The following is a 25,798-nucleotide window of genomic DNA, read 5'->3' as shown; positions in this document are numbered from 1 at the left end:
TTATTAATATTTGTACTAATTATTTGATAATTAAATTGTTTAAAAATTACTATGAAAAAAATTTTAATAATAAATTCTAAACCTCATTTTGAATTAGGAGGAATGGAAACATACTCTAAAAAATTAATTCAAATTTTTTTAGATGCAGGACATGAAGTATATGAATTAAGTCATATACCATCTAGGAATATCCAAAATGTAAAAAATAATAAATATCATTTTATTTATCATGATTATTTCAACAAATCAAAATTAAATTATAAAAATTATTCTTTTTTTATTAAATATTTAAAACTTACAATCATTGGTTTTAAAGTAAATAAGTTAGCCAATAAATGAATAAAAAAAGAAAATATTAATATTGTAATTGACAATAATTTTGCTACAAAAATAACTTTTATAAAAAATGTTAAATACATTTGAGTTCAACATTTTGATTGAAATTTGATTTTAGGAAAAGATATTTTTACTAATTTAATAAAAAAATTTTTGAATATAAAAAAAAGAATATTTTTTCCAAATATTGTAACATTTACGACTAAAGATAAACATTATCTTCTTGATAAAAAATTAATTTCAAATAAAAATATTTATCCAATAGCATCAGGAGTTGTATCTTCCACACACACACAAGCGAGCGCAATGAAATTGCATTCATTGGTAGATTGGATAATAAACAAAAAAATATTCAATTTTTAAATGAAATGACAAATGAAGCTATTAAGAATAATCAACCAATTCAAATTCATGTTTATGGTGATGGGCCTGATAAACATTTAATAGAAAATAATCCTAATATTATTTTGCATGGACCATTTAAAAATGAAAATATAAATTTTATCTTAAATAAAATAAAGTTACTCTTATTGCCGTCAAAATATAAAGGTTTTCCAATTGTTGTTGTTGAAGCGTTATCACATGGAATTCCATGCATCATTGCTAACACATATTTAAATGCTAGCTTTTTAATTGATGATACTCGGGGCAAATTAATTGATAGTTTTGATTCCAAGTTGTGATTAGAAGCAATTAATAAAATTATGAATTTGTCAAATAATGAATACAATCAATTAGTTCAAAATTGTATTGAATTTGCTAAAAACAATTTATCTCTTGAGCAGTTTGAAACCAAATGATTAAATTGAATAAACAAAAATTAATGTAGATATATATTAAATAATCTTAAAAATAAAAAAATGCAATTCTCAATATTTTTATTATGAGATATTGCACTTTTCTTTTTGTTCAAAATTATATTTAAATAAATAATTAATAATTTTTAATAAATTAGTTTTAAAATTTACTAATTTTTTTTAGGTCCCATAAATGGTTTAGGTGCACCAGGTTTAATAGGAGTGAATTTAGGTTTAATTTTTATAGTGTCAGAATGGATATTGGTAGTTGATTTGCTGGCAGTTTCTGCTGTTTTACTTACATTAGGTTTAACATTAAAATTAGGTTTCTTTGGTATTGGATTAGGTTTCATTTGTTGATTTAAATTAGTTTTCACTGGATTAATAGGAGGTTTAACTGTAGAAGTAGTTGTCCTTTTAATTGGAGTTGGTTGCTTGTTTTTTAATAAATTTGGATGTTTATTATCATCAATTTTCTTTGTTAATGATTTAAACACATTACCAACTGCTGAAGTTAAAACATCTATTTTTTTATTTGATAATTTAAATTCCATTTGAATAGCTTTTCTGTTCTTATGCATTGGAATTCCAATTGCTAAACCTAAAATAATAATTAGTCCAACAGCTACACTAAGTCCAATAATTAAATACAAAATTGTATTATCAACAATTGAAGATGCAAACACATTGGTATAGTTAAAATTAGTAGATCCGCTTTGACTCGGATTTGCAACTGCTAAAATTACTTCTCCTTGTTGTGTAACAGCAGTTGTATGAAAAGTAATGCTATTGGTATTTAAATTATAATCAGAAATTCTTAAGTAATATTGCAACGAATCATTACGATTATCAATTCGAGTTACTATTAAATTAAAAAATTTATTTTGAAAACCATTAAAATCATTATTATACATGTTAACCATATCAAGAACACTTGTTGCTCTCAATATTTCATTATTAATTACATTAGAAACTTCAAGATATCAAACAACTGATAATACAAGATTTACAAATACATCTGTATATTTAGCTTCCCATTTGTCATAAGTATTATTTTGAACTGATTCAGCTAAATCACTTGCTTTAATTGCAAAACCAAACATTGTATTTCCATTATAAACAATAACTTCTTGAATTGAAATACTACTAAAATCAGCTTTTGGAGCAATAAAACCTTTTTGTGATACGAATTGAGTTCCATTTGTTCTTGCTCCGACAGCAAATAATGAAGATAATTGTTGACTAGTGTATTCTGTATACAATTGTGAAATACTCAAGTTACGTTCATTAGCTGAAAAATCAGAATCATTTCTAACAACTTGATAACCAACTTGATTTGGTGATAAAACACCAATAACTGAAGCATTGTTAGTTGTCGTATCTGTTATTGTCTGAATTGAATAAACTTGACTAACTGTTGTTACTAAACCATTAATGCCAATAATAACTCCATTTAATTCACCTTTATCATCTGGATTATAGACAAAATTATCAGCTAAAATAATTTCACCAGAAACATGAGATACACTAATTAATGGCGTATCCAATTGACGACTATTAACATCATTATCAGTATAATTAGATAAAGAATTATTATTAATAATGTATGAATATATATTTGTGTTTGTAATAACACCAAAAAGTTTAAGTTTAATGTTATATTGAAAATTAATAAGTGGTTGTGATAAATTGAATAAATTTTTATCACTTAAAATTCAACTACCTATTTCATTAATAAAAATACCTATCTTATCTGTATTTATTGAAAAAGATATAATTCTGTTAATTGGATCTAAAACTTTCATAAACATTGATTTATTCCAAATTTGACTAGTTGTACTAACATCAAAAGGCAAAATATTATTAGAATTATTTGGACTTATAATATTTCTTGAACCATATTTAGTATATTGGAGACTAAAGTAATCAAAATTCTGTATTTTAAAATGAACAAACCTATTGTTAGTCACCCATATTGATGCAGCAAATAATGTTAAATATTCATTATTGTTCACATCATAAAATGATCCAACTGCTGTTCCTCAAATTCCATTAGCTGTTGTATAATTTATATTTGTGAAAGTATATCCATATGATACTCAATCAGGACTAATATTAGGTTTAAAAATAAATCATCCTGGAACTATATTATATTCATTATGACCAACTCTAGTCATTGCCCCTGTCAAACTAGCAGTATTATCAGAACTAGAAGGAATGTTTGCTGCTCGATAATCAGTCATAAAAGCAATTGACAATGCAGCATCAGATGTTAATTGATCACTTATTGGTGCTTCAATAATATTACCTGCTTGATCAATAACTTTATAATTAGTTCTTGTTGGAGCACTTGAATTAAGAACATATGGAGTTGTAGTATAACTTTTTGGATTTCCTTCAATCATCGGCGTTAAAACTTCATTATAAAAATATTCATAATACCCTAATGCTGAAGATTGTTTGTTAATTGTAGAATTATAATATCCATATAAGTTGCCCATACCTGGATCTGAACCTAAATATGATGACAATAATGCAAATTCATCTGTGTTATCAGAACTATTGTAGTTATATTGAAATAATTGACCATAAAATAAATATTGTAAATAACCAAAAGATGCATATGAACTATTATTAGCATATCCACTTTGTTGAATTAAATTGGATGCAAAATTACCAGTTTTTGTAAAAAACTTTAAACCATTATTGTAAGTTGGTTGATCATCATAAGTAGGATATTTAAAATCATAAACTGGATTTACACTATCACTTCTAATAATATTGTTAGTGACATTTATTTTAAAAATTTTAATTGAAGGAGCAGATGTTAAATCGACAGTAACAACATCTTCAAAATTTGTTGCACTTGAATTATAGTTAGTATAAACAGTATTTAATGCATGTGCAATATTACTAATACCTGCTAAAACAAAAAATGTTTCATTGTCACTACCTGGAATGATATTAGTTGTATAGTTTCATTTGTATGTTTCACCAACTATTGGCATTGCTCATGTTGAAATAATGTTGTAATCAGAATCAACTAAACCAACTCCATAATTTAATTGAGTCCCATTAGTATAAGTGGTTAAAACTAATTTATTGCCAGTAATTGATCCATCATGACTAAGTACATCTATAGACTCAAAACCATTTACATAATTTGTTCTTATTTGAACACCAGTTTGATCTGTAAATGTGTTACCATTAGTTACCAATAAAGAAGTATCTACAGAATTATCTTGTTCAATTTGCTTAATCGAAGTATCATTAGAAGTAGTTAATGAATACATCAAAATTGTGCTACCAACACCAGCTAACAAAGTGGTTACTCCTATTGTAGCAATAATTAATTTTTTATTTTGTATCTTTCCTTTTTTAAATTTAATTTTCTTACTATTAACAAAATTTAACAAATTCATTATTATTTACCCTTTATGCAAAAATTTAAATAACTTAATTTCATTTACGCAATTATTTCAATCGCACAAAAATTATAAATGGAACTATTTTTTAGTATGAAAATATGCTTAGATAAATTATTTTTTTATTAAAGAATTAATTATTTTTAATTCATTTTTCATTGATAATAATGTTGCTTCCATTTGTTTTATTTGATTTAAAAAAGTTACTTCTGGTAATGCCTTTAATTTATTTAAAAAATTTTGAAATGTTTCTTTTGTATCTAAATTGATAGAAGAAGTTAATGTTAAAAAAATTTCTAAATCTATATTAAATTCTTTTGGCTCTAATTTGTTCATTTCTAGAAGTTTCAATCCAAATTTTTCTACTGCTATCATTGCTCTAACATCATTTTCACAATACTTACATAAGTCATTAGAAATTTCTTCTCATTTATCATCATTTAATGCATTGAAAAAACGTAAAGATGTTATTGCTTGTGCTTTATCGCCTCGTTGAACATTTAAAGATTTGTAACTTACTGTTTTTGATTCATCTAAAAAACTTTGAGGTAGTAAAGTTAAAATATTTTTAATGCTATAAAAACCTAGTAAATTTTTAATTCAAATATATCAATCTTTTGTATTAACATTAAACCATTTTGCTAAATCATATAAATTTGCATTGATGGCATCAATTTTTTTATCATATATTGGATCCTTTATATATTCTTTTAATTCGTTTAAACGACTCGATTCAAAACTAGCATTATATACAACAAAACTATATTCATTAGCATTGTTTACATACAAACTGTCTATAATTTTTTTAAAAAAATCAACTGTTATATTTTTTGGATCAATAATTAAATTCAAACAGTTTAATTCTTCATTTTTTCCATTATCTTTAATGATAGAACATTGAGTAATTATTTGTGCATATGGAAATGAGTTATCTACGGCCCTAATTATTGGATTAATTGTTTCAAAATCAAAATAAATTTTTTTCTTTTTTAATGGTTCAAAGTCTTTATTTAAATCAGTAAAATATATTATGTTATTCATGTTATTAACAGGGAATTTAATTAAACGATATCAAATAATTTCTTGAGTTTTTCATGTGCCTAACTCATATTTATCATCATTAAACATTTTGTTTTTTATTGTGAAAAACAATTGTTTAATTTTTTCTTCATCTCATGAATTTAAATTTAAAAAACTAGTTAAATCCATTTTGTTGTATTCATCTAAAAAAATTGAGTAAAAATTAATTAAAGTTGGATAAAATTTACAATTTAAAAAAAATTCTAAGGAAATGTTTGTATTTTTTTTTAATTTGTTTACAAAACCAAAAGCTTTACTAAATGTAACTAATTTTCCTGAATAAGAAAATAATTCATTTTCTAAACCTCAAACCTTACGAACTTCCCGCTGATAATTAAATTTCAATCAATATGAATCAAATTTAGAAGAAAATGGAACATATAACTGTTTACTAGGTTTATTTAATTTAATTTCTGTAATAATATTTCAAAAATTATCAATTACATTTTTATATTTTTTCAAAAAAATCACATATTTATTTTTTTCATTAATATCTTTTTTTTGTAGAATTTCAAAATCTTGCAAAGAATTACCTTTTATTAAATCAGAAATTTGAATTGATTGACATTTATATTTTGATTTTTCTTTAAAACCATTATTATCATTGTTATTTAAATCAATTTTATGATATTTGTTTGCTTTAGTTAACTGAATACTATCAACAATAGTAAAAGAAACTGAACCTTTAGGTTTTCTTTCTTTTGCAATTAAAAATAATGAAGCGTTTTTTAAATTAGAAAGATTTTTTTTAGTTATTTCAATTTGAAAATATAAAGACAATACATCAGATCTATTTGTTCCTGTTGAACCTTTAACAAAATTTATTTCATAATGTTTTTCATTAATGTATGTAATTGCAACAGGGCAAGCAACAGCAGAATTAAATATAAATATTGGATGCAAAAAAATTGTTGGTACTTTAGTATTCAATATTGTTTTTAAAATTTCTTTGGCTTTTGTTTCAAGATCAAAAATATCATTTGGGTACAAAATATCAAAATCAATTACATTAAAAATATTAAGTGTTTTCTTACTGTAATTTATTAAAAAATTAGAAAATTTATTACTAATAATTTTCCCTTCAATAAAACGGGGATTACTTTCATCAGTTAATTTAATAATCTTATAATTTTCATAAACATCTAATGGATCAAATTCAATAAATTCATCCATATCTTGTTCATATTCAAAAATAAAATTATCATCATAATGTTTTGAATATGATTGAAAAATACTTTCAATCTCTTCATTATTTAAACGCCAAAATAATGAAGGTCTATCAAAATAATTTAAAAAATCTAATTTACGAATATATAAATGCTTGTTTATTGACATTAAAACAATTTATCCTTTAAATTAAACGGATAAACTCCATTATATTTTCTAACTTCTATTCGTTTTTTTCCTGGTAAAAGAAATTCAGTAATATGAACACACTTTTTATTTATAGCTTGTATACAAATAAAATTTTTATCTAACAAATTGATTATTCCTGGTTCAGTATCAAATTCATGATTTCCTAAAGTAGCATTAAAAAACTTAATTGTCTTATTTTTATCAAAAAAAGAAAAAGTTCCTGGAGCTGGTGAAAATGCTTTTATATGTCTAACAATTTTAAAAGCTTCAAAATTTCAGTTAATCTTTTCTTGTTCTCTTGTGAAAATAGGAGCTAATGATTTCTGTGTAGAATCTTGATGATGTCAAGTTATATCATTACTCAATATCTTATACATACATAAAAGCAATATTTTAGGAGCATCTTTTATGACTTTATTCATAAGTTCTCCAGATGTTCATTCAGAATTAATAGAAAAATTATTTTGAAAACAATAATCACCAGCATCCATTTCTTTAGTTAATTTCATAATTGTGATACCAGTTTCTAAATCACCATTCATAATTGCATGTTGAATTGGTGCTCCACCTCGATATTTTGGCAATAAAGATGGATGAACATTTATAATTCCGTAATGAAATAAATTAATTATTGATTCAGGAATGAATTGCCCATATGCAACACAAATCCCTATTTCAGCTTTTAATGATTTAATTTCTTCAAATATTTCAACAATTTTCAAAGGTTGTAAACATTTTATATTATATTTTAAAGCAGTTTGTTTAATTTCATTTCATTTATTATTTTTTTTAGCTTTCGGGTTATCTGGTTGACAAACAACACAACAAACATCAAAATTTTTATCTGACAATATTTGAGATAAACAAGCAGCACTTAAATTTGTAGAACCAAAAAAAATTACTTTAGTTTTCATAATCTAAAAATTAACTATTTTTTATTGTTTGTAGGCGATACAGTTTTATTTCTTCCAACATATTTCATTTTTCTTTTTTCTTTTTTGGCTTGTCTTGCTAATTGTTGTTTCTGTATTTTGGCAATTCTCTCATCTTCACGTTTTTTTAAAGGTTCAATTCATTTAAATTCTGTATCAAAATCTTTTAAACCATTAATCACAATGACTCTTTTAGTTGGTTCTTTTTTTTGGCCTGTTAATTTTTGAACAACTTCAGCTTCAAAAATCCTAGCCTTATCATCAACTCTTGTTTTAGTATCACGACTTATAAAATAAATGCAATAAAGTTCTCTAGAAGCTTCTTTATTTCGCTTAGACTTATATTTTTTTGCTGCTTTTTTATCTAATTTATTGTCTTCAATGTATTTATTAGTTTCTGCTAAATAAAGTTTTCTGATTTTCTTTTCTTGCATTGGATTAGGTCTTTTAGCAACAAAAGAATACACTACTTCCTTACCATTTTCATTATTTTGTTGCATAAATTTTTTAATAGTTTGTCACACTTCATCTTTTTTGGCTTTTTTAGGCGTGCCATCAAAACCAATTTTTGATTTATTTTTTTTCTTTTTAGAAAAAAAGTAAAAAACAGCAATAATTGGAATGACTAAAATTAAAATTGAAAACAATGATCCGCTATTACCCATTAAGCACACCTTTTATGAAAAACAAAACATTAAATTTAAATTAATTTAAAAGAAAATCTATAAATTTGATATCATTACTAACATAATTATATATTTATTCTATAAGGAATGTTTTTAAAACATAGTAGTTAATTAGTAATGGCAAATATTAAATCTAATGAGAAAACTTTAAAAAAATCAACTAAAAAAAGAACAGTGCATAAGGGGCAAAAAACAACTCTTAAAAATCAAGTAAAAAAAACTAAAAGCACTGCTAATAAAAAAGACCTTTCAAAGACATATTCAACTGCTGATAAATTAGCCAAAAAAGGAACTATTCCAAAAGCTAAAGCACAACGTGTAAAGTCAAAAACAGCAAAATCTTTAAACAAAAAAGCTTCTGCTAAAAAATAATTAATTTAATTGTTTTTTAATACATCTGGTAAATTTTAATAGTTTTTGCCAGATGTATTTTTTTTATAAAAAATAAAAAAATTAATTAGTCAAATATACTTTTCCACCTAAAACAGTAGCATAAATATTAATATTTTTAATATTTTCTTTATCTATTTCTGTCAAAGGACTATCTAAAACCGTAAAGTCAGCAAATTTATGTAAATCAATAGAACCAATATAATTTTCTTGATTTAGTAAATAAGCAGCATTTATTGTTATGGCTTTTAAAGCATCATAAACAGAAATAATTTCATCTTCTCCATATATAGAACTAGTAAGAGATTGACGATTAACTGCTGTTCATATAGATAACAATGGATTTACAGGGGTTACAGGATCATCAGAGTGAAAAGCGAAAATTACATTTTTCATTAATCCAGATTTAGTTGGATTCATTCCATGAACTAAATTTGGTCCAACTGTATATTTTGCATGAATATCACCATAATAATAGATATGATTAATAAAAAAATTGGAACAAATATTGTTTTTGCTCATTCTACTTAATTGATTATTAGTGACTAATTGATTATGCTCAATTGTGTGCCTAAATTTATTTGAATTATAAGGATGAATTTTTTCAATAACTTTTATACAAGCCTCTATGGCCCCACTACCATTTGCATGAATATGCGAAGGTAAATTATGGATTTCTGCATTTTCAATAAATGTAGCCAATTCATTTTCATTCAATTGCAAATTTCCATTAACTAAAATATTATCTACATAAACTTGCCCAGGAATTAAATTGGCTGTAAATCCTTGGATAGAACCATCAAGAATAATTTTTTGGCCTCCTATTCATAAATATTTATTATTATTTTTAATCATTTTTTCAATTTTATTTCAACCACCATAAACAATTATGCTAGCAAATCAAATGTCTAAATGAAATCTTGTAAAGCTTTCTTCATTTAAAGAATATTTTACATATGCTTGATAAGATAATTCGGGATTTAAAGATGGAAACCCTAAGCCTTTATCAGCAATTGTGGTTACACCATTAAGCTGAGCTATTTTGGATACTAATTTAGTTGCATTAATAAAGTCATCTAATGACGCTTTAAAATTCATTGCCCCAGATATAATAGCTAATTTCATTCCCTCAGTTTCTGAAACAATACCTGTTAGTTCTCCATTAATTTTCTGTAAATTATTGCTATCAAATAATGGATCATCCTTTGAAAGATTGGTATATCCTGCTTTTTGAAGACCAGCTGTATTTAAACTCATGACATGATTTGACTGATGTAAAATACAAATAGGTATATCTTGATTTATTGAATCTAAAACATCTTTTGTTAGAAATTCTTTGTTATGAAATAATGGATCATAACCTCAAAAATTTATTCATTTTGAATTTTTATTTGCATCTTTATTAATTTCTTTTTTAATAAATTCAATTACTTCTTTTAGAGTTTTTAAACCCTTTAAAATTTTGCCATTAGGCAACTTACGATCAAAAAAACCAATATAAGGAAAATTGAGGAGGTACATACCAAGCAATTGAGGATGCATATGAGGTTCAATAAAACCAGGATAAATATATTTATTTTTAAAAAGATTATTCACAATATAATTTAAATGTTTTTTGTTTAATAATTTTTTAAGTTCATTTGTTTTTCCATAGCCAATAATTTTATCTTCTTGAACTAAAACAGCTTCTGCCTCATCATTTCTATCATTAACTGTAATAATTTTTTTAGCAACATACAATGTAATTAATTTGTTTTTTAAAATTTTGGTAGAAAGTATTGTATTCATATTTATAAATTCCTATTTGTGATAATATTTATGATCGAATTTAAATGCTTTATCTTCTTCTAAGTGTTTAATTAATAAATTGTTTAAATATCTAGCCCGATTTCTATAAAATTTTTTAGCCGCTTCATAATCTTCATTTATTCTTTGTTTTGAAATTTCTAATTGCTTTATCTTTTCATTTAATTTTTTATCATTAGCTAAAATCTTGTTTTGCAATTCATCAATAGGTTTAGTTTCTAATTTTTTATAGTTAGAAATTTTTTTAGATACTTTGTTTTGAAAATAAAATTTTTGTAAATTATTTTTATTTTTAAGATCTTTAGATGATACTTTATTCAAGTATTTATCTAATTTATGTCTACTTAAATTTTGATAAAATAAAATTTTATGTGATTTTATATGATTGCTAGTAAGTTCTTTATTTTTTTTAGAAAATTTATTTTTAATTTTTTGTTCTATATCTGCAATTAATTTAAATTTATTTTTATAAATTTTGTCTTCAATTTTCATTGAAAAATCATATCGAAATTTATTGTTATCTAATTGAGCTTTTTTAAGTATTTTCTGTCAATATTTGCTTTCTGTGATATCTTTTGACATGTAAAGACCAAAAAATCGAGCTATTCACAAAAATAAACCATATTTTTTTCTAATTAATTTATTTAAATTAGTATTTTCATATTTTGATAAAAAAATAATTCCCAAATGGTGTAAAACTATCAATGATACAAAAATCATCAAAAACCCTATTGTTAAAATGATGATGCATATAATTCATACAATAGGTCATGTACCTGAAATTTGATGCCCTAAAAAATTATTAACATTTAATCACTCAGTGCCTGATGAATTTAATCCAGTTTTTCCCACTATCAATCCATCAATAAATAAAAATAAACCAAATCCTAAAAAATAGGGAAAACTAACAATTCCAAGGTGTTTAGTTTGATTTTTATTACCAAATAAATAACTACACATGTATTGGGCACTAGATGTAAAAATGTAAATTCCAAGTCCAGCAGTTATTCCTCAAACATAAGGTAAAATGTGTGGTGCAAGTGGAGAAAATAACATTGAAAAAGCAGCTATTAATTCTAAAATAAAACCAATAAAAAAAGATTTCTTAATACCAATTTTGTCATTTAAAAATCCCCCTATTGGATTTCCCAATAAACAACCAAATCCATAAATAATTGTTATGTTCGATAAAATTTTTAAAGAATTATTTCGATTAAATCCGTCATTGAGTTCAATTAAACCATTAGCTACTGTTTCTTGTGCCTGAGTAATAATTGTTCCAACTCCTGCAGATAAAAAGAAAAAACCAACTATAAATATTTTGTATCAAATTAATTTAAATGTTCTATGTGGTGTTACAACAATCTTATTTATTTCATCCATTTTTAATTGTTCTTTATCTATTATTGATGATAGATAAATAGATTCATAAATTGGAATTGGATCTATAACAATAATTAAACAAACAATAATTCCAACAATTAAAGATAATCCGCCAAATAAAATAAATATAGCATATGAGGAATTTAAAAATAAATTCATTAAAAGATTTTCTACCAATGGTGTGATTCACATATTACCAACTGCTCCGCCCATAAAAACAATTCCTAAAATTAAGCCTTTTTTAGATTGCGGAAATCATTTAGAAATTAAGTAATTAATTCCTAATGTAGAAAATATTAAAGTACCAATTTGTGAAATACCTGATAATATTAGCAATACCAAAGTAGTAATCACAATATTTAATGAATTTGATGAAATTCCATTATTAGAAATTAAATAACCTAAACTAAATAGAATAAAACCAACACTAGATAAACTAATACCTAAAATAAAAATAAATTTAGGTTTTTTGGTTTTGGATAATCAATTTCCAATTAAAGGACCTGTAAAAGCGGCGATAATTAAGCCAAAAGATAGAATTAAATTAGCTAAAACTGTGTTATTACCTAATCAATTAATAAATAAAACAGAAGATAATGTGGGTGTTAAATTTTGTACAATCGTATATGGAAGCATTTGTAATAAAAAACTGCCAATTACAATTATAGTCATTCATAATTTACGCTTACTATAAGACTGCTTAGATAAAGTTACTTGATCATCTAATGATAAACTATTAGGATCAAAAAATATTTTTTGGTTTCCATTTACATAATTCATATAAATTTAAAAATTTTTTTAAATAATTTAATTTTTTAGATTTAATAAATTTTAATTGGAAAAGAAAAAATGAGGCAAAATTAACTTTATTTTTTTACTTCAATAAAAATATCTTTTAATTGATCATTATCTGTAATTTCACTTGGGGAATCCATCATTAAATCAATTCCCTGTGCATTCTTAGGAAATGCAATAACATCACGAATATTTTGACTATTAGTAATAATCATTAAAATTCGATCCAATCCTAAACCCATTCCTCCATGGAAAGGGGCTCCATACTCATAAGCTTCTAGTAAAAAACCAAATTTAATTTTAATTTCATCATCAGATAAATTTAATGATTTCATAATAGTTAATTGATCTTGTGGATTGTGAATTCGTATGGCACCACTGCCTAATTCAAAACCATTAAGTACTAAATCATATGAAGAAGCTAACATATTTTCTTTATCATTTTCAGAAATATTTTGTATATTCATGTCTTTAGGTGCTGTAAACAAATTATGTGCAGATTCATACTTTTTAATCTGATCATTTCATTCATACAAAGGTCAATCTGTAATTCATAAAAAGGAATATGTATTATTAGCTAGTTTATATAATTCATTTAAAGCATTTCTAACAGCACCTAATGCTTTTTTTACAATTAAAGTTTTTAAATGACCTATAAAAAGTAATGACCCTTTATTAGATAAATTAGTTATTTTTTTTATAAATTCAAAATCTAAAAATTTTTTAATTGAACCATCAATTATTTGATTATTTTCATATGTTATTCAAGCTAAACCATTTGCAAAATTATCTTTAGCAATTTTTTCTAAATACTTAATTTGTTTATTATCTATATGATGGCCTGATAAATTAATTAAATTAATACATCCATTTTCATTAGCTATTTTTTTAAAAATTTGAAATTCAGAGTCAATAAAATAAGTAGTTACATTTTCTAGTTTAAGTTCAAATCTTATATCTGGCTTATCAGAACCATAAATATTTATTGCATCTTTATATTTCATTTTTAAAAAAGGTGTTTGTAATTTGATATTTAAAGTTTTTTCAAAAACATATACAAACATTTCTTCAATTAATTTTTGAATCATATTTTCATTTACAAATGACATTTCTAAATCAATTTGTGTGTGTTCTGGTTGTCGGTCCTTGCGTCCATCTTCATCACGGAAACATCTAGCTATTTGAAAATATCTTTCAAAACCAGAAATCATTAATAATTGTTTATATAGTTGTGGTGATTGAGGCAAAGCATAAAATCTATTAGGGCCAATTCGTGTAGGCACAATATAGTCGCGCGCTCCTTCTGGAGTAGGTTTAGTAAAATTAGGCGTTTCAATTTCAATAAATTCTTTAGAATCTAAAAAATTACGAACATTTTGCAAGAAACGAAATCGTAATTTCAACTTATCCTGCATAATAGGTCTTCGTAGATCTAAATATCGATATTTTAATCTAACATCTTCCAATGCATCTGTTTCATTTTCAATAATTAAAGGAGGCGTTTTAGATTCAGCTATGACTTTGACTTCATTTATTTTAATTTCATACTCTCCTAAAGGAATATCTAAATTAGGATTGCTACGTTTTTGAAATTTACCAGCAATCATCACTACACTTTCGCGTGTTAATTTATTTGTTAAATTAAAAGTAGATGACTCTGAGTCATCAACAATTTGAATACTTCCACTAGAATCTCATAGTGTTAAAAAACATAAATTACCTAATTTACGATTTTTTTTAACTCATCCAGCAACACAAACATCTTGATTTAAAAGATTAGTGTTATTTAAAGATTTAATTGGAATTCTATTTTCAATAATCATTGCTTATTTTAAATCCATTCATCAATTTTTTATTTTAGATTGATCAATTTCTATTTGATTTTGTGTTAATAAATCTTTAATATTAATTGATTTTGCTTTCATTTCATTTAAACCAATAATGCCTAAATATCGATATCCTAAGCGTTCACAAAATTTAATTCCTTTTTTAATATCATTAATTTTGTGATTGTAGATTAAAGGGCAATTTTCTTTAAGTAAATTATCACTTAATTTTATTAAATCTTTACTAAACATGGAATCTAAACCAATAAGTAAAATTTTTTTATTATTAGCATTTATTATTTCATTCACAATGCTATCATCTATCATATTAGCACAACGATTAACACCAACTGCTAAACCTATAGCTTTCAAATTCTCACCAGTCAATTCTTCAACTAATTTATCATACTGACCGCCACCTATAATTGTAAGATTATCTGTTAAATCAACAAATTCAAAAACAATATCTGTGTAATAATCTAAACCTCTAACAAGATTATCAGTCACTTTATAATTAATTTCTAATAAATCCAAAACCTTTAATGTTTCGTAAAATTTTTCCTTTTCTTCATTTGTTAAAAAATCAAAAATTTTTGGTGCATCTATAACAAAAGGTAATTTGCCATCAATTTTATCATCTAAAATTCTTAAAGGGTTTGTTTTTAATCTCTCTTGAGATAATTCACTCAACTCATTTTGGTATTTATTAAAATACATTTTCAATTCTTTAATTCATTTTGATCTTGTTTCAAAAGAACCAATAAAATTAATTCTTAATTCCACATTTTTAAGTAAATTTAATTTTGATAAAATTTTGTGACCATAACTAATTACATTAACTACATCATATATGGAATCATTCCCAATAATTTCAATATCAAATTGTTGAAATTCACGTTGTCTTCCATCTTGAGGTCGTTCATATCGGAACATTGAACCATAAGTAAAAACTTTTACTGGTAGGGGTCAATTATGTAATAGTTTATTTTCACCTAAACATCGAATTAAAGAAGCAGTAGCTTCTGGACGTAAAGCTAATAAACGATCCCCTCTATCTTTAAATTCATACAATTCTTTCTTAACAATATCTGAATTTTCATTATTTCTGTAAAACAATTCATTATATTCAAAAGTTGGTAAAATTATTTCAAAAAAGCCATAATTTTGAGCTAATTGTTTACAAGTATCAATGACAAAATTATACTTGTCAATTTCTAAACCAAATAAATCTTTTGTTCCTCTTGGTCTACTAATTTTCATACTAAACTTAATTCTGTAATATACTTTTATTAATTAAAATGTAATCTTAATAAATAAATTATACAAAGAAAGTTTAACTAAATATGAATGATTTTAAAGTAAAAGCAATAAATATATTTAAACTTTACATGCCAAATAAATTATCTGAAATCAAATCTATAAAAATTATTTCTAATGGTTTTACAAATTTTTCTTACAAAGTGGTCAATACAAAAGATCAAAAATATCAAGTTAGAGTTGGTAATAAAAAAATAGATCGTAATAATGAATATGCAATTGTAAATAAATTGAAAAATAAAGGTGATTTTATTTTTTATGACAAAAAAAATGGTAATGCAATAAAAAAATGAATTGATGGAAATATTCCATCCATAAAGGTATGCAAATCTGATCTTTTTTTAAAATCTTTTGCAAATGAATTATTTAAGTTACAAAAACTAGATACAAGTGTATTAATTTCAAAAAGAAATTTTTTTGTATTTGAAGATATTGCCAATTTTAATGGCTTAAAAAATGAATTAAAAAAATATCATCAAATAATTGAAAAATATAGAGACCTTCCAATAGTTGTTTCTCATAATGATTTAAGACCTAGCAATTTAATTTGAAATAATAAAAATGTAAAATTTATTGACTACGAGTGGGGATCATTAAATAATAATTATTGAGATTTATGCAATTTCTTAAGAGAAATAAAATATCCAATAAAAAATTTAAAAAAATTAATTCAAAAATATTTTGAAAAATTAGATTATGAAATAGTGTTAAACTTCATGTTCGCCACTACTTTTTTTGCTTATCAATGAACTTTTTTTCCAAAACAAACAAAAGAAATTATTACTTACAGAGAAAATACTAAAAAATTAATAAATAAATATTACAGTTTAATTAAATAAAAAATTAAGCATATTTAACAATATTTTTTTGTACTCATCTTTAGCTTGTTGAAACATTAAATAATTATTTTTTGATTTAACATAATCTGAACCAAACTTAATAGATAAAATTTGTATTTTATTCAAATAACACACTTGCATTAAACTAGCAAGTTCCATGTCAATACCTTGCACTATTGTATGCTTTATATTTAGTATGTTTTTTAACTTATTTTTATCGATAAATTGATCACCAGTTGCAATGTTACATTTAAAAGCTTTAATTTTATTTTTTTTAAATATTTTCATCAATTGGTTAACTTCATTTGATTTAATTTCATAACATGATGGCAAACCTGGTAATTGACCTAATTGATAACAAAAATTAGTTAAATCAACATCATGATAAATTATCTTATTAACTAAAATAGGTAAAAATAAACTTATTTTTTTATCTAATATGCCAATTAAACCAACATTAATTATGTAATTAATTTTGTAATTAAATATAAGTTTAGTTGCTGCAATTGCTGCATTAGTTTTGCCTACTCCTGAAACATAAATATGTAGTTTTAGAATTTGAAAATTTAAAAAAACAAGAGGCTTAGAAAATGTCAAAACAAATAGTTTGTTTTTTTCAGATGTAGAAAAAATTTTTATTTTTGGTTTAAATTTTTTAAAAAAAAATAAAAGTGGTTGAGCTTCATCCATTAAAGCACAAACTATGGCAAACCTATAGGTCTGATTCTCATTCATTATCTTTCTTAATTAGCCTTTCTTCAGCTGCTCTCAATTTGCTTTTTTGACTAGAACTATCTGTTGCTTTTTTACTCATAGATTTACTTGAAAAACTACTATAATTATTTTTTCTATTACTAAATTTTTTATTATTTTTTAACTTATTTATATTTCTAGCTTGGATTGCATATGATGGATGCGAATTCAATATTTCTTTTGTAATATTATGTGATGGTTCTATATCTTTAGAATTAAATTTTGCAATTTCAATTTCATTTTGCATTAATTTTAAAATATTGTTAGTATTGTCTACTTCTAAAAAGGATGAAAAAGAAATGCACTCTCCTTTTTGGTTAGCTCTACCTGTTCTACCCATTCGATGAATATAATTATATACGTTAGTTGGAATATCATAATTTATTACTAACCCTACATTATCCACATGAATTCCACGTGCAGCAAGATCTGTCCCAACTAAAACATTACAAATACCTTTTTTAAAGTCATTAATAATTTTACTTCTAACATATTGTGGTTTATCACCATGAATAGCTCTTGTTCTAATTCCGGATTTGTTCAAAAAAAAGGAAATAAAATTTGCACAAGATTTTTTATTACAAAAAACCATAATTGGTTTGTTTAAATTTTTAGTAACTAATGTTAATAATAACTTAATTTTATCCTGATTATTTATGTAATACAATTTTTGTTTAATTGAACCACTATTTCTGAGATTAGCATCTGCTTCAATATACTCATAATCATTCATTATTTTTTTAATTAATGACTGAATTTTATTTGGAATAGTTGCAGAAAAAAAAGCAATTTGAATGGATTCTGGCATTTGCTTATGAATAAAAGAAATATCATCATAAAAACCTAAATCTAACATCATGTCAACTTCATCCAATACAAAATGCTGAACATTAGAGCAATCAATCTTTTTTTTCTCTATCAAGTCTTTTAATCTACCTGGGGTTGCTACAATTACATCAACCCCAACATTTAATTTTTCAACTTGATGTTTTTCTTTAACGCCACCAATAATCAAACAACTTTTTAAATTAATTTTATCACTAACTAACAAATTGAATGTTGAATCTATTTGATCAGACAATTCTCGTGTCGGACTTAAGATAATTACTCTAGGTGTTTTTTCGTGTTTTTCTTTTATTAATTCTATTATTGGCAATAAAAAAGCAGCTGTTTTCCCTGATCCTGTGGGAGCTTTGGCTACCACATTTTTTCGATTTAAAATTACTGGAATAGCTTGTATTTGTACATTTGAAGGACTAATAATCTTATTATTAGTTAATTGGTAAATTATTTCACTACTGATTCCTAAATCAGCAAATGTTATCTTGTCCATATGTTCTTATTATGTATTAATTTACTTATGTGTTAATGCAACTAAGGTATCAACATATATTACCAAAATTTATTAATTCTTAAAAATTATTTAAATTTCAATTTAAAAAATTATTAATAAACATATTTTTATAAATTTATTTCCAACTTAATACGAAATTATATTTTCTCATCATCATTTATACAAAATATCAATTAATTTATATGCATAAAAAATCATTTAATTTTTATTTTTAACATATATTGCATTGATAGTGAATAATTAAACCATATTTTAGAAAAGAATATATAAATCTATAAAAACAATAATGTAAAATTTTAAAATTAAGATAAATAAGCTTGAACTATTTTAAGGAGATTTTGATAATTATGGAATTTAAAAATATAGATCTTAATCTCTTTGAAGACATTATTAATAAAAAAAATGAACCAGTTTTAGGTATTTTTTTTGGTACATGATGTAATTTTTGTCAAATAAATATTCCTGAAATCATTACATATTTTGCTGAAATAAAAGCTAATTATGATGTTTATATGATACATGTTGAAGAATCAGATAATGTTTGATTAGAAGATAATAATCAAAAATGAAAACTTATAAAGGTTCCAACTTTTAGAGTTTATGATAATAAAAAAATCATTGCTTTTCATGAAGGCCCAATAAAACCTAAAAAATTAGAAACAATGATCAAAACTTATTTAATTAAAAAATAACTTTTATATTGATAAAAACATTAAATTAAAATAGTTCACAAACACTTGTGAACTATTTATAAATGTCAAAATAAAATGGCAGGGGTGACAGGACTCGAACCCACAACACTTGGTTTTGAAGACCAATGTTCTACCATTGAACTACACCCCTATATAAAGCACTTTTAATTTTATATTTATTTAATTAAATTCACAAATTATTTTGCTTTATAAATAATTTCAATTAGATTAATTGTTGCTAGCACATTGGTGACAAGAATAAACTATTTTTTCACAACCTTCATTTATTAAAAGTGTCTTTAACATTTTATCTATTGAATAAATTTTTTCACATTTAATGCAAATAGCATTAGTAAAACTAGAATTTTCATTGTATTCAATAAATTTTTTCTTATTTTTTCTAAAGTAATTAATAGTCATACAGGCACTAATTAATCCAATAAATGGAATAAAAATACCAATTATTCCTAAAATAAAATAAGTTTCTCCAGATGGTTTTATATATGTTTTTGAAGCATTTATTTTAATTACAAAAATAATTGCAACAATAAAAGATAAAATTCCAAAAATAATACTAGACATAAAAAATATTATAGTTACAATTCCATTGTTATTTAAAGTTGTGGTAGTAATGATTTCATTGCCATTTATAGTATTTGTTATATCAGTTAAACTTTTTCCATTTATAGATATAATGACTATTAGCAAACAAATTAAAGATACAAAGCAAATAATTTCAAAAACAACAAATACTATTGCTGTATAAAATGTTGACTTACACTCAGTATTTAAATTATGATTTGGCAAATCCATAAAAATAAATCTCTTAATTAATACACTTAATTGCAAGAAATTATACAAAAAACACAATCTTGATCACCAAGATTGTGTTTTAATTTTATTTATTGATTAACTAATACAGTGAAACTATTTCTTTTCTCCACCTTGTGAAGGATCGCCATATTTCTTGGCCATTTCATCACGTCATTTTTTAAAGTCATTAACTTTAGCTTCAAGACCATCTCAATTTTGAGCGTCCAATTCCTTCTTGACACCATCAGCCATGTCTTGTAATTTTTTCTTTTCTTCTTCAGGTAATTCTTTAGCTTCATTAGATTTTAAAATTTCTGTAATGTTAAATACAATGCTTTCACCTTCATGTCGTAATTCAATTCGTTTACGAATCATAGCATCACGTTCTTTGTTAGCTTCAGCATCACGAATCATTCTTTGAATGTCATCATCATTTAATTCACTACTATTACTAATAGTAATACTATTTTCTTTACCAGTAGATAAATCTTTAGCTTTAACATTTAAAATTCCATTAGCATCAATGTTAAAAGTAATTTCAATTTGTGGTTTACCACGAGGAGCAGGCTCAATGCCTCCAAGAGTAAATGTACCTAAAGATTTATTTTCCTTTGCTAAAGGACGTTCTCCTTGGCAAACTGAAACATCCACTGATTCTTGATTATCTTGAGCTGTAGAAAAAATTTGACTCTTAGAAACTGGAATAGTTGTATTACGCTTAATTACAGCAGTTGCAACACCACCTAATGTTTCAATAGCTAATGTTAAAGGAGTTACATCTAATAATAAAATATCTTTAACATCTCCACGTAAAACACCACCTTGAACAGCAGCCCCTAAAGCAACTACTTCATCTGGGTTAATTGATCGATTTGGTTTCTTATTTGGAATCATAGATTCAACTAGTGCTTGAACAGCAGGAATTCTTGTTGAACCTCCAACTAATAAAATTTCATCAATTTGACTAGGATCAACTTTGGCTTCTTCCAAAACATCCTTAATTGGATTTCTTGTACGTTCAACTAAGTCTTTTGTTAATTGCTCAAATGTAGAACGTGATAATTGCTTATCAAAGTTGACAGGACCAGATTCAGTTACAGCAATAAATGGTAATGAAACATTAACTTCTAATTGTGCTGATAATTCAATTTTAGCCCTTTCTGCAGCTTCTTTAAGACGTTGCATAGCCATTTTATCTTCACGAATTTTCAAATTAGGATGTTCTTTATTTAAATTTTCCACTATTCAATCAATAATTTTGTTATCCCAATCATCACCACCAAGACGATTATCCCCGGCAGTTGCTAATACTTCAAAAGTTCCGTCAGCAATATCTAATAAAGAAACATCGAATGTACCACCACCAAGGTCATAAACTAAAACTTTCATTTCACGATCTGATTTATCAATACCATATGCCAAAGCAGCAGCAGTTGGTTCATTAATGATACGTTCAACTTCTAATCCCGCAATCTTACCAGCTACTTTTGTTGCTTGACGTTCTGCATCATTAAAATAAGCAGGAACAGTAATAACAGCACGAGTAATTGTTTTACCAATCTTCTTTTCTGCGTAATTTTTTAAGTAAGTTAATATTTGTGCTGAAACTTCTTCAGGTGTTAATTCTTTTTTAGTTCCATTTTCTTCAACAGTAACTTTTTTACTTGTACCCATTAAACGTTTAATAGATACAATTGTGTTGGGATTAGTTAACATCTGACGTTTAGCAGCATCACCAACAATAACTTCTCCATTTTTATAAGAAACAATTGAAGGAGTTGTTCTCTTACCTTCAGGATTTTCTAAAACAGTTTTTTGATTGCCTTCCATTACAGCAACACAAGAGTTTGTTGTTCCAAGGTCAATACCTATAATAATTCCAGAGTCTGCCATAGTTCTATATAACTTTAACCTTTCTTAAAAACAAATTTATTAGGAATAAATTTTAAGTTATGCAAAAGTATTATATATCTTTTTTTTAAAAATTAGCACTAAACTTAATAAAGTGCTAAATAACAAATATTTTTAAACTAAAGTTAATCTTAGATTGTATTTAAATTTTGTTGATAAAAATATCTTTTATAAAAAAGATTTTAACTTGATATTAAGACATAAAAAGTGCCCCTTACCAAACTAAGGAGTACATTAAAGATTATAATGTATAAACATTTAACTAATTGGAAAGAAACTTAAATTAATTTATTGTTTAATCAAGGAAAAAAATATTAGTGAAATTGCAAAATTATTAAAAAAATAAGTTTAGAGTTTATAAAGAAATAAAAGAAAGTAAGAATTAAATAAAGTTTGACTTAATTAATAAAATGCCTAGACAAATTGTGGATTAAAAAACTAGCATTAAATTATTTAATTAGTGAAACCTTAAATTAAAGCCATTAAATACATAAAATATGCATCCATTGTTTTTTATGGATGCATATTCCTAGAATGTCCCTCTAAGAATTTCCTAAAGTTAAGTTAGGGAATTATAATTTAATAATTTTTTTAAATTTTAGTTATTGAGTTATTGGCGAACAATGTAATTAACACTTAATATATCAATTGCATTGTTTGATCCTACAGAAATTAGAACAAAAGCTCTATCAAGCATATTGTTGCTTATAATTACTGCTCGATTAATTTGCAAACCAAAACGATTTTGTGGAATGAATGAAAGTACTCTTTGAACTATTGCTGCATCAGAACCATTATCTAATGTTCCAATATTTAAATTTTTTAAAACCTTGTTATTAGAAATCAGTGTAATAATTTCTGCCATAGTATTGTTTTGTTGAGCAAGCAAGCTTTCATTTAGTTTAATTTGATTTGAAAGTCGAATAGATAAATTAGTTTTTTCACTTTCAGCTAATTCAACTTTGGAAGTTAAATTTTTAGCTTGAAGTTCTAAATCAGCAATATTTTGTTTAGTCTTTTCTATCATTTGCTCTTGATTTTGAATTAATTTAATTAATTTTTCATTTTCCGCACTTAGATCACTATTATTTATCCTTTCTTGACTTAATTGATTACTTAAATCTTTCAATTCTGAATTTATTAATTCTTGTTTGTTTGTTATTAATTGAATTTCTTTTTGTAATAAATTATTTGTTGATGTTTCCTTTTTAATAACATCATTTTTCTGCGTTAGTGAAGTTGAAGTAATAATTGCCATAGTTGTTGATGCTATAACACCTAATGATAAAAGTCCCAAAGATGATCCTAAGATAATTTTTTTTCATTTTTTCTTTGTGTTAATAGGTGTTTTTAAAGATTTGTTAGTATTATTTGTGTTCATGAGTTATTTGTCTTTCTTTGTTGTTAAAAGTTAGAAGGCAAAAACTTTTATTAAAAATGTATAAAGCAATAAATTTCTAATTTTAGTTTAAGACTTATCTTGTTGAAATATGATAAACATATTTCACTAACTACTTAAAGTTATATTGTGTACTTATCAATGTCATTAACATTTTACAGTTCATAAAGTTATTTACAACATGACTTTAATTAATAAAAATATTGTTAAAAGAAAGTCATCTAGTTATTAACAAAATAATAACTAGGTCTTAAGTATAAACTTGCAAATTATTCTGTATTAAAATATGCTTACATTTATTTATGCCTATAAAAATAAAGCATATTTTGTGCAAAAAAAATAAATTAAATTATCTTTTTGATATGTATATAATTAGTTTAATATTAATTTGGATAGTTAGGTATAGGGATTATGCAAAATAACAAAAAGAAAAAAGATTGTTTCCATTGTGCCCCTGAAGGGTTTAACATTGAGTATTTAAAAGAAAATGTTTGTGGATTAATAGGCAATAAAAAAATTGCATCTCAAAAAATAATTACAATTAAATCTCCTATTGATTTAGAAGATGATGGGCGCGTATGTGCAATGTCTGCTAATGATATTACAAATGCATATGAAGATGCAAATAAAGCATTTAGTTCATGATCTAAAACATCATTTAGTCAAAGAAAAAAGATTTTACAAAAATTTGCAAAATCTCTCTGAGACAATCGAAAAGATTTAGCTAAATTAGTTATTAATCATGTTGCCAAAACTACTAATGATACTTTAGATGAAATTAAACGATCAATTGAATATATTAATGAAACTATATTGGTTTATGAAAAAATAATAAAAACACCAAAAATTATTGGTCCAAAAGACCATAAAATTAAAAATAAAACTGGTTATTTCACCCGTGAACCAATAGGTGTTGTTTTAGCCATTACTCCATTTAATTATCCAGTTAATTCTCCAATTGCTAAAATTGTTCCAGCATTAGTTAGTGGTAATACTGTTGTCTTTAAACCTGCTACTCAAGCAAGTATAATTGGAATTAAAATATCTGAATTATTAATTAAAGCTGGTTTGCCAAAGGGAGTTATTAATTGTGTAGTTGGTTATGGCAATGAAATTAGTAAGGCATTAATTACTAATCCTCATATATCTATGATTTCATTCACAGGCGGAACAAAAGTAGGAAAAGAATTGCTAGCAATGAGCCAAGTGGGTAATGTTTCTTTGGAACTTGGTGGCAAAGATGCAGCAATTGTATTATCTGATGCTGATTTGAAAATAGCTACAGATGAAATTATTAAAGGGGCTTTTTCATTTTCAGGACAAAGATGTACTGCAATCAAAAGAGTAATTGTTTTAAAATCTGTTGCCAAAGAATTAATAAAAATGCTTAAAAATAGGATTGATAAATTGATTATTGGTAACCCAATTCAAAATCCTGATATTGTTCCTGTTGTTGACCTAAATTCAGCAGAATATATTGAATCATTAATAAATGATGCCAAAAAACACAATGCAGTAATTGAAATTGGAGGCAAAAGAGAAAGAAATTTTATTGTGCCAACATTAATTAGCAAAGTAACTGAAAAAATGAGAATTGCATGAGAAGAACAATTTGGGCCAGTTTTACCAATTTTAGAAGTTAAAGATATTAACGAAGCCATTAAAATTCATAATATGTCTAATTATGGTTTGCAAGCATCAATATTTACCAAGAATGAAAAAATAGTTCACACAATTACTAAAGAATTAGAGGTTGGTTCAGTTAACTGAAATAAATCTTCATCAAGAGGACCTGATTTGTTTCCATTTTTAGGAATAAAAGATTCTGGAATTGGGGCACCACAAGGAATTGAAGACACTATCTTATCTATGACTAGGTACAAAGGTTTAATTATCAACAAATAAATT

19 protein-coding genes and 1 tRNA gene are annotated in these 25,798 nt (G+C 24.6%); 6 read left to right on the top strand and 14 right to left on the bottom strand.

Annotated elements, in window-relative coordinates; all coding sequences use genetic code 4:
• The first annotated feature begins 51 nt into the window (after positions 1 to 51).
• Positions 52 to 699 (top strand): glycosyltransferase family protein, encoded by a 648-nt coding sequence (locus T383_RS0103175; RefSeq protein WP_033160223.1) that lies wholly within the window; start codon positions 52 to 54, stop codon positions 697 to 699.
• Positions 666 to 1,160 (top strand): glycosyltransferase, encoded by a 495-nt coding sequence (locus T383_RS0103170; protein WP_033160222.1) that lies wholly within the window; start codon positions 666 to 668, stop codon positions 1,158 to 1,160. Before T383_RS0103175 ends, T383_RS0103170 begins: the two co-directional genes overlap by 34 nt.
• 143 nt (positions 1,161 to 1,303) lie before the next feature.
• On the opposite strand, the gene T383_RS0103165 is transcribed toward T383_RS0103170, so the two are convergent.
• The 4 genes from T383_RS0103165 to T383_RS0103150 form a co-directional block, all read right to left on the bottom strand.
• Positions 1,304 to 4,555, bottom strand: coding sequence for a hypothetical protein (locus T383_RS0103165; protein ID WP_033160221.1), 3,252 nt, complete (start codon positions 4,553 to 4,555; stop codon positions 1,304 to 1,306).
• Between the two features lie 117 nt (positions 4,556 to 4,672).
• Positions 4,673 to 6,973: a DUF2779 domain-containing protein gene (locus T383_RS03795; protein ID WP_052664057.1), complete on the bottom strand. Its 2,301-nt coding sequence runs from the start codon at positions 6,971 to 6,973 to the stop codon at positions 4,673 to 4,675.
• Positions 6,973 to 7,908, bottom strand: a complete 936-nt coding sequence (fmt, locus tag T383_RS0103155) for a methionyl-tRNA formyltransferase (protein WP_033160220.1) — start codon at positions 7,906 to 7,908, stop codon at positions 6,973 to 6,975. The genes T383_RS03795 and fmt overlap by 1 nt, the downstream gene beginning before the upstream one ends.
• A gap of 14 nt (positions 7,909 to 7,922) precedes the next feature.
• Positions 7,923 to 8,591, bottom strand: coding sequence for a DUF5385 family protein (locus T383_RS0103150; protein ID WP_052664056.1), 669 nt, complete (start codon positions 8,589 to 8,591; stop codon positions 7,923 to 7,925).
• A 138-nt stretch (positions 8,592 to 8,729) separates the two neighbouring features.
• On the opposite strand from T383_RS0103150, the gene rpsT reads away from it, so the two are divergent.
• Positions 8,730 to 8,984, top strand: a complete 255-nt coding sequence (gene rpsT / locus T383_RS0103145; RefSeq protein WP_033160219.1) for a 30S ribosomal protein S20 — start codon at positions 8,730 to 8,732, stop codon at positions 8,982 to 8,984.
• Between the two features lie 81 nt (positions 8,985 to 9,065).
• On the opposite strand, the gene T383_RS0103140 is transcribed toward rpsT, so the two are convergent.
• The 4 genes from T383_RS0103140 to hisS form a co-directional block, all read right to left on the bottom strand.
• On the bottom strand, positions 9,066 to 10,790 hold the full coding sequence (locus T383_RS0103140) for an amidohydrolase (protein WP_052664055.1): 1,725 nt from the start codon (positions 10,788 to 10,790) through the stop codon (positions 9,066 to 9,068).
• 12 nt (positions 10,791 to 10,802) lie between these two features.
• A complete protein-coding gene (locus T383_RS0103135) occupies positions 10,803 to 12,971 on the bottom strand; it encodes an MFS transporter (protein ID WP_033160218.1) in 2,169 nt (722 codons plus the stop codon).
• 86 nt (positions 12,972 to 13,057) lie between these two features.
• Positions 13,058 to 14,809, bottom strand: coding sequence for an aspartate--tRNA ligase (gene aspS / locus T383_RS0103130; RefSeq protein WP_052664054.1), 1,752 nt, complete (start codon positions 14,807 to 14,809; stop codon positions 13,058 to 13,060).
• A gap of 3 nt (positions 14,810 to 14,812) precedes the next feature.
• Positions 14,813 to 16,072, bottom strand: a complete 1,260-nt coding sequence (gene hisS / locus T383_RS0103125) for a histidine--tRNA ligase (RefSeq protein WP_033160217.1) — start codon at positions 16,070 to 16,072, stop codon at positions 14,813 to 14,815.
• Positions 16,073 to 16,155: 83 nt separating this feature from the next.
• Between hisS and T383_RS0103120 the strand changes: the two genes are divergently transcribed.
• Positions 16,156 to 16,968: a protein kinase family protein gene (locus tag T383_RS0103120; protein ID WP_033160216.1), complete on the top strand. Its 813-nt coding sequence runs from the start codon at positions 16,156 to 16,158 to the stop codon at positions 16,966 to 16,968.
• On the opposite strand, the gene mtnN is transcribed toward T383_RS0103120, so the two are convergent.
• Both mtnN and T383_RS0103110 read right to left on the bottom strand, forming a co-directional pair.
• Positions 16,957 to 17,703, bottom strand: coding sequence for a 5'-methylthioadenosine/S-adenosylhomocysteine nucleosidase (gene mtnN, locus T383_RS03790; RefSeq protein ID WP_084269098.1), 747 nt, complete (start codon positions 17,701 to 17,703; stop codon positions 16,957 to 16,959). The genes T383_RS0103120 and mtnN overlap by 12 nt on opposite strands.
• Positions 17,681 to 19,054 carry a DEAD/DEAH box helicase gene (locus tag T383_RS0103110; RefSeq protein WP_052664052.1) on the bottom strand — a complete coding sequence of 458 codons (1,374 nt, stop codon included), beginning with the start codon at positions 19,052 to 19,054 and terminating at the stop codon, positions 17,681 to 17,683. Before T383_RS0103110 ends, mtnN begins: the two co-directional genes overlap by 23 nt.
• A gap of 368 nt (positions 19,055 to 19,422) precedes the next feature.
• Here T383_RS0103110 and T383_RS0103105 point away from each other — a divergent pair, with 368 nt between their 5' ends.
• Positions 19,423 to 19,767: a TlpA family protein disulfide reductase gene (locus T383_RS0103105; protein ID WP_033160215.1), complete on the top strand. Its 345-nt coding sequence runs from the start codon at positions 19,423 to 19,425 to the stop codon at positions 19,765 to 19,767.
• Positions 19,768 to 19,843: 76 nt separating this feature from the next.
• On the opposite strand, the gene T383_RS0103100 is transcribed toward T383_RS0103105, so the two are convergent.
• The 4 genes from T383_RS0103100 to T383_RS0103085 all read right to left on the bottom strand — a co-directional run bounded on the left by T383_RS0103100 (position 19,844) and on the right by T383_RS0103085 (position 23,872).
• A tRNA-Trp gene (locus T383_RS0103100) sits at positions 19,844 to 19,918 on the bottom strand.
• A gap of 77 nt (positions 19,919 to 19,995) precedes the next feature.
• The gene (locus T383_RS0103095; protein ID WP_033160214.1) at positions 19,996 to 20,580 is read right to left on the bottom strand and encodes a hypothetical protein; all 585 of its coding nucleotides are present in this window, start codon (positions 20,578 to 20,580) and stop codon (positions 19,996 to 19,998) included.
• Between the two features lie 114 nt (positions 20,581 to 20,694).
• Positions 20,695 to 22,473 carry a molecular chaperone DnaK gene (gene dnaK / locus T383_RS0103090; RefSeq protein ID WP_033160213.1) on the bottom strand — a complete coding sequence of 593 codons (1,779 nt, stop codon included), beginning with the start codon at positions 22,471 to 22,473 and terminating at the stop codon, positions 20,695 to 20,697.
• A 628-nt stretch (positions 22,474 to 23,101) separates the two neighbouring features.
• Positions 23,102 to 23,872, bottom strand: coding sequence for a hypothetical protein (locus T383_RS0103085; protein ID WP_033160212.1), 771 nt, complete (start codon positions 23,870 to 23,872; stop codon positions 23,102 to 23,104).
• Positions 23,873 to 24,301: 429 nt separating this feature from the next.
• Between T383_RS0103085 and T383_RS0103080 the strand changes: the two genes are divergently transcribed.
• Entirely contained in the window at positions 24,302 to 25,795 is a 1,494-nt protein-coding gene (locus T383_RS0103080) for an aldehyde dehydrogenase family protein (RefSeq protein ID WP_052664051.1), read from the top strand.
• Positions 25,796 to 25,798: the final 3 nt, after the last annotated feature.

Origin of the sequence: Mycoplasmoides alvi ATCC 29626 (genome assembly GCF_000701785.1) — a bacterium.
Classification (GTDB): Bacteria; Bacillota_I; Bacilli_A; order Mycoplasmatales; family Mycoplasmoidaceae; genus Mycoplasmoides; species Mycoplasmoides alvi.
Note: the sequence above shows the minus strand (reverse complement) of the source record. Positions and strands in the feature narration are given on the sequence as shown.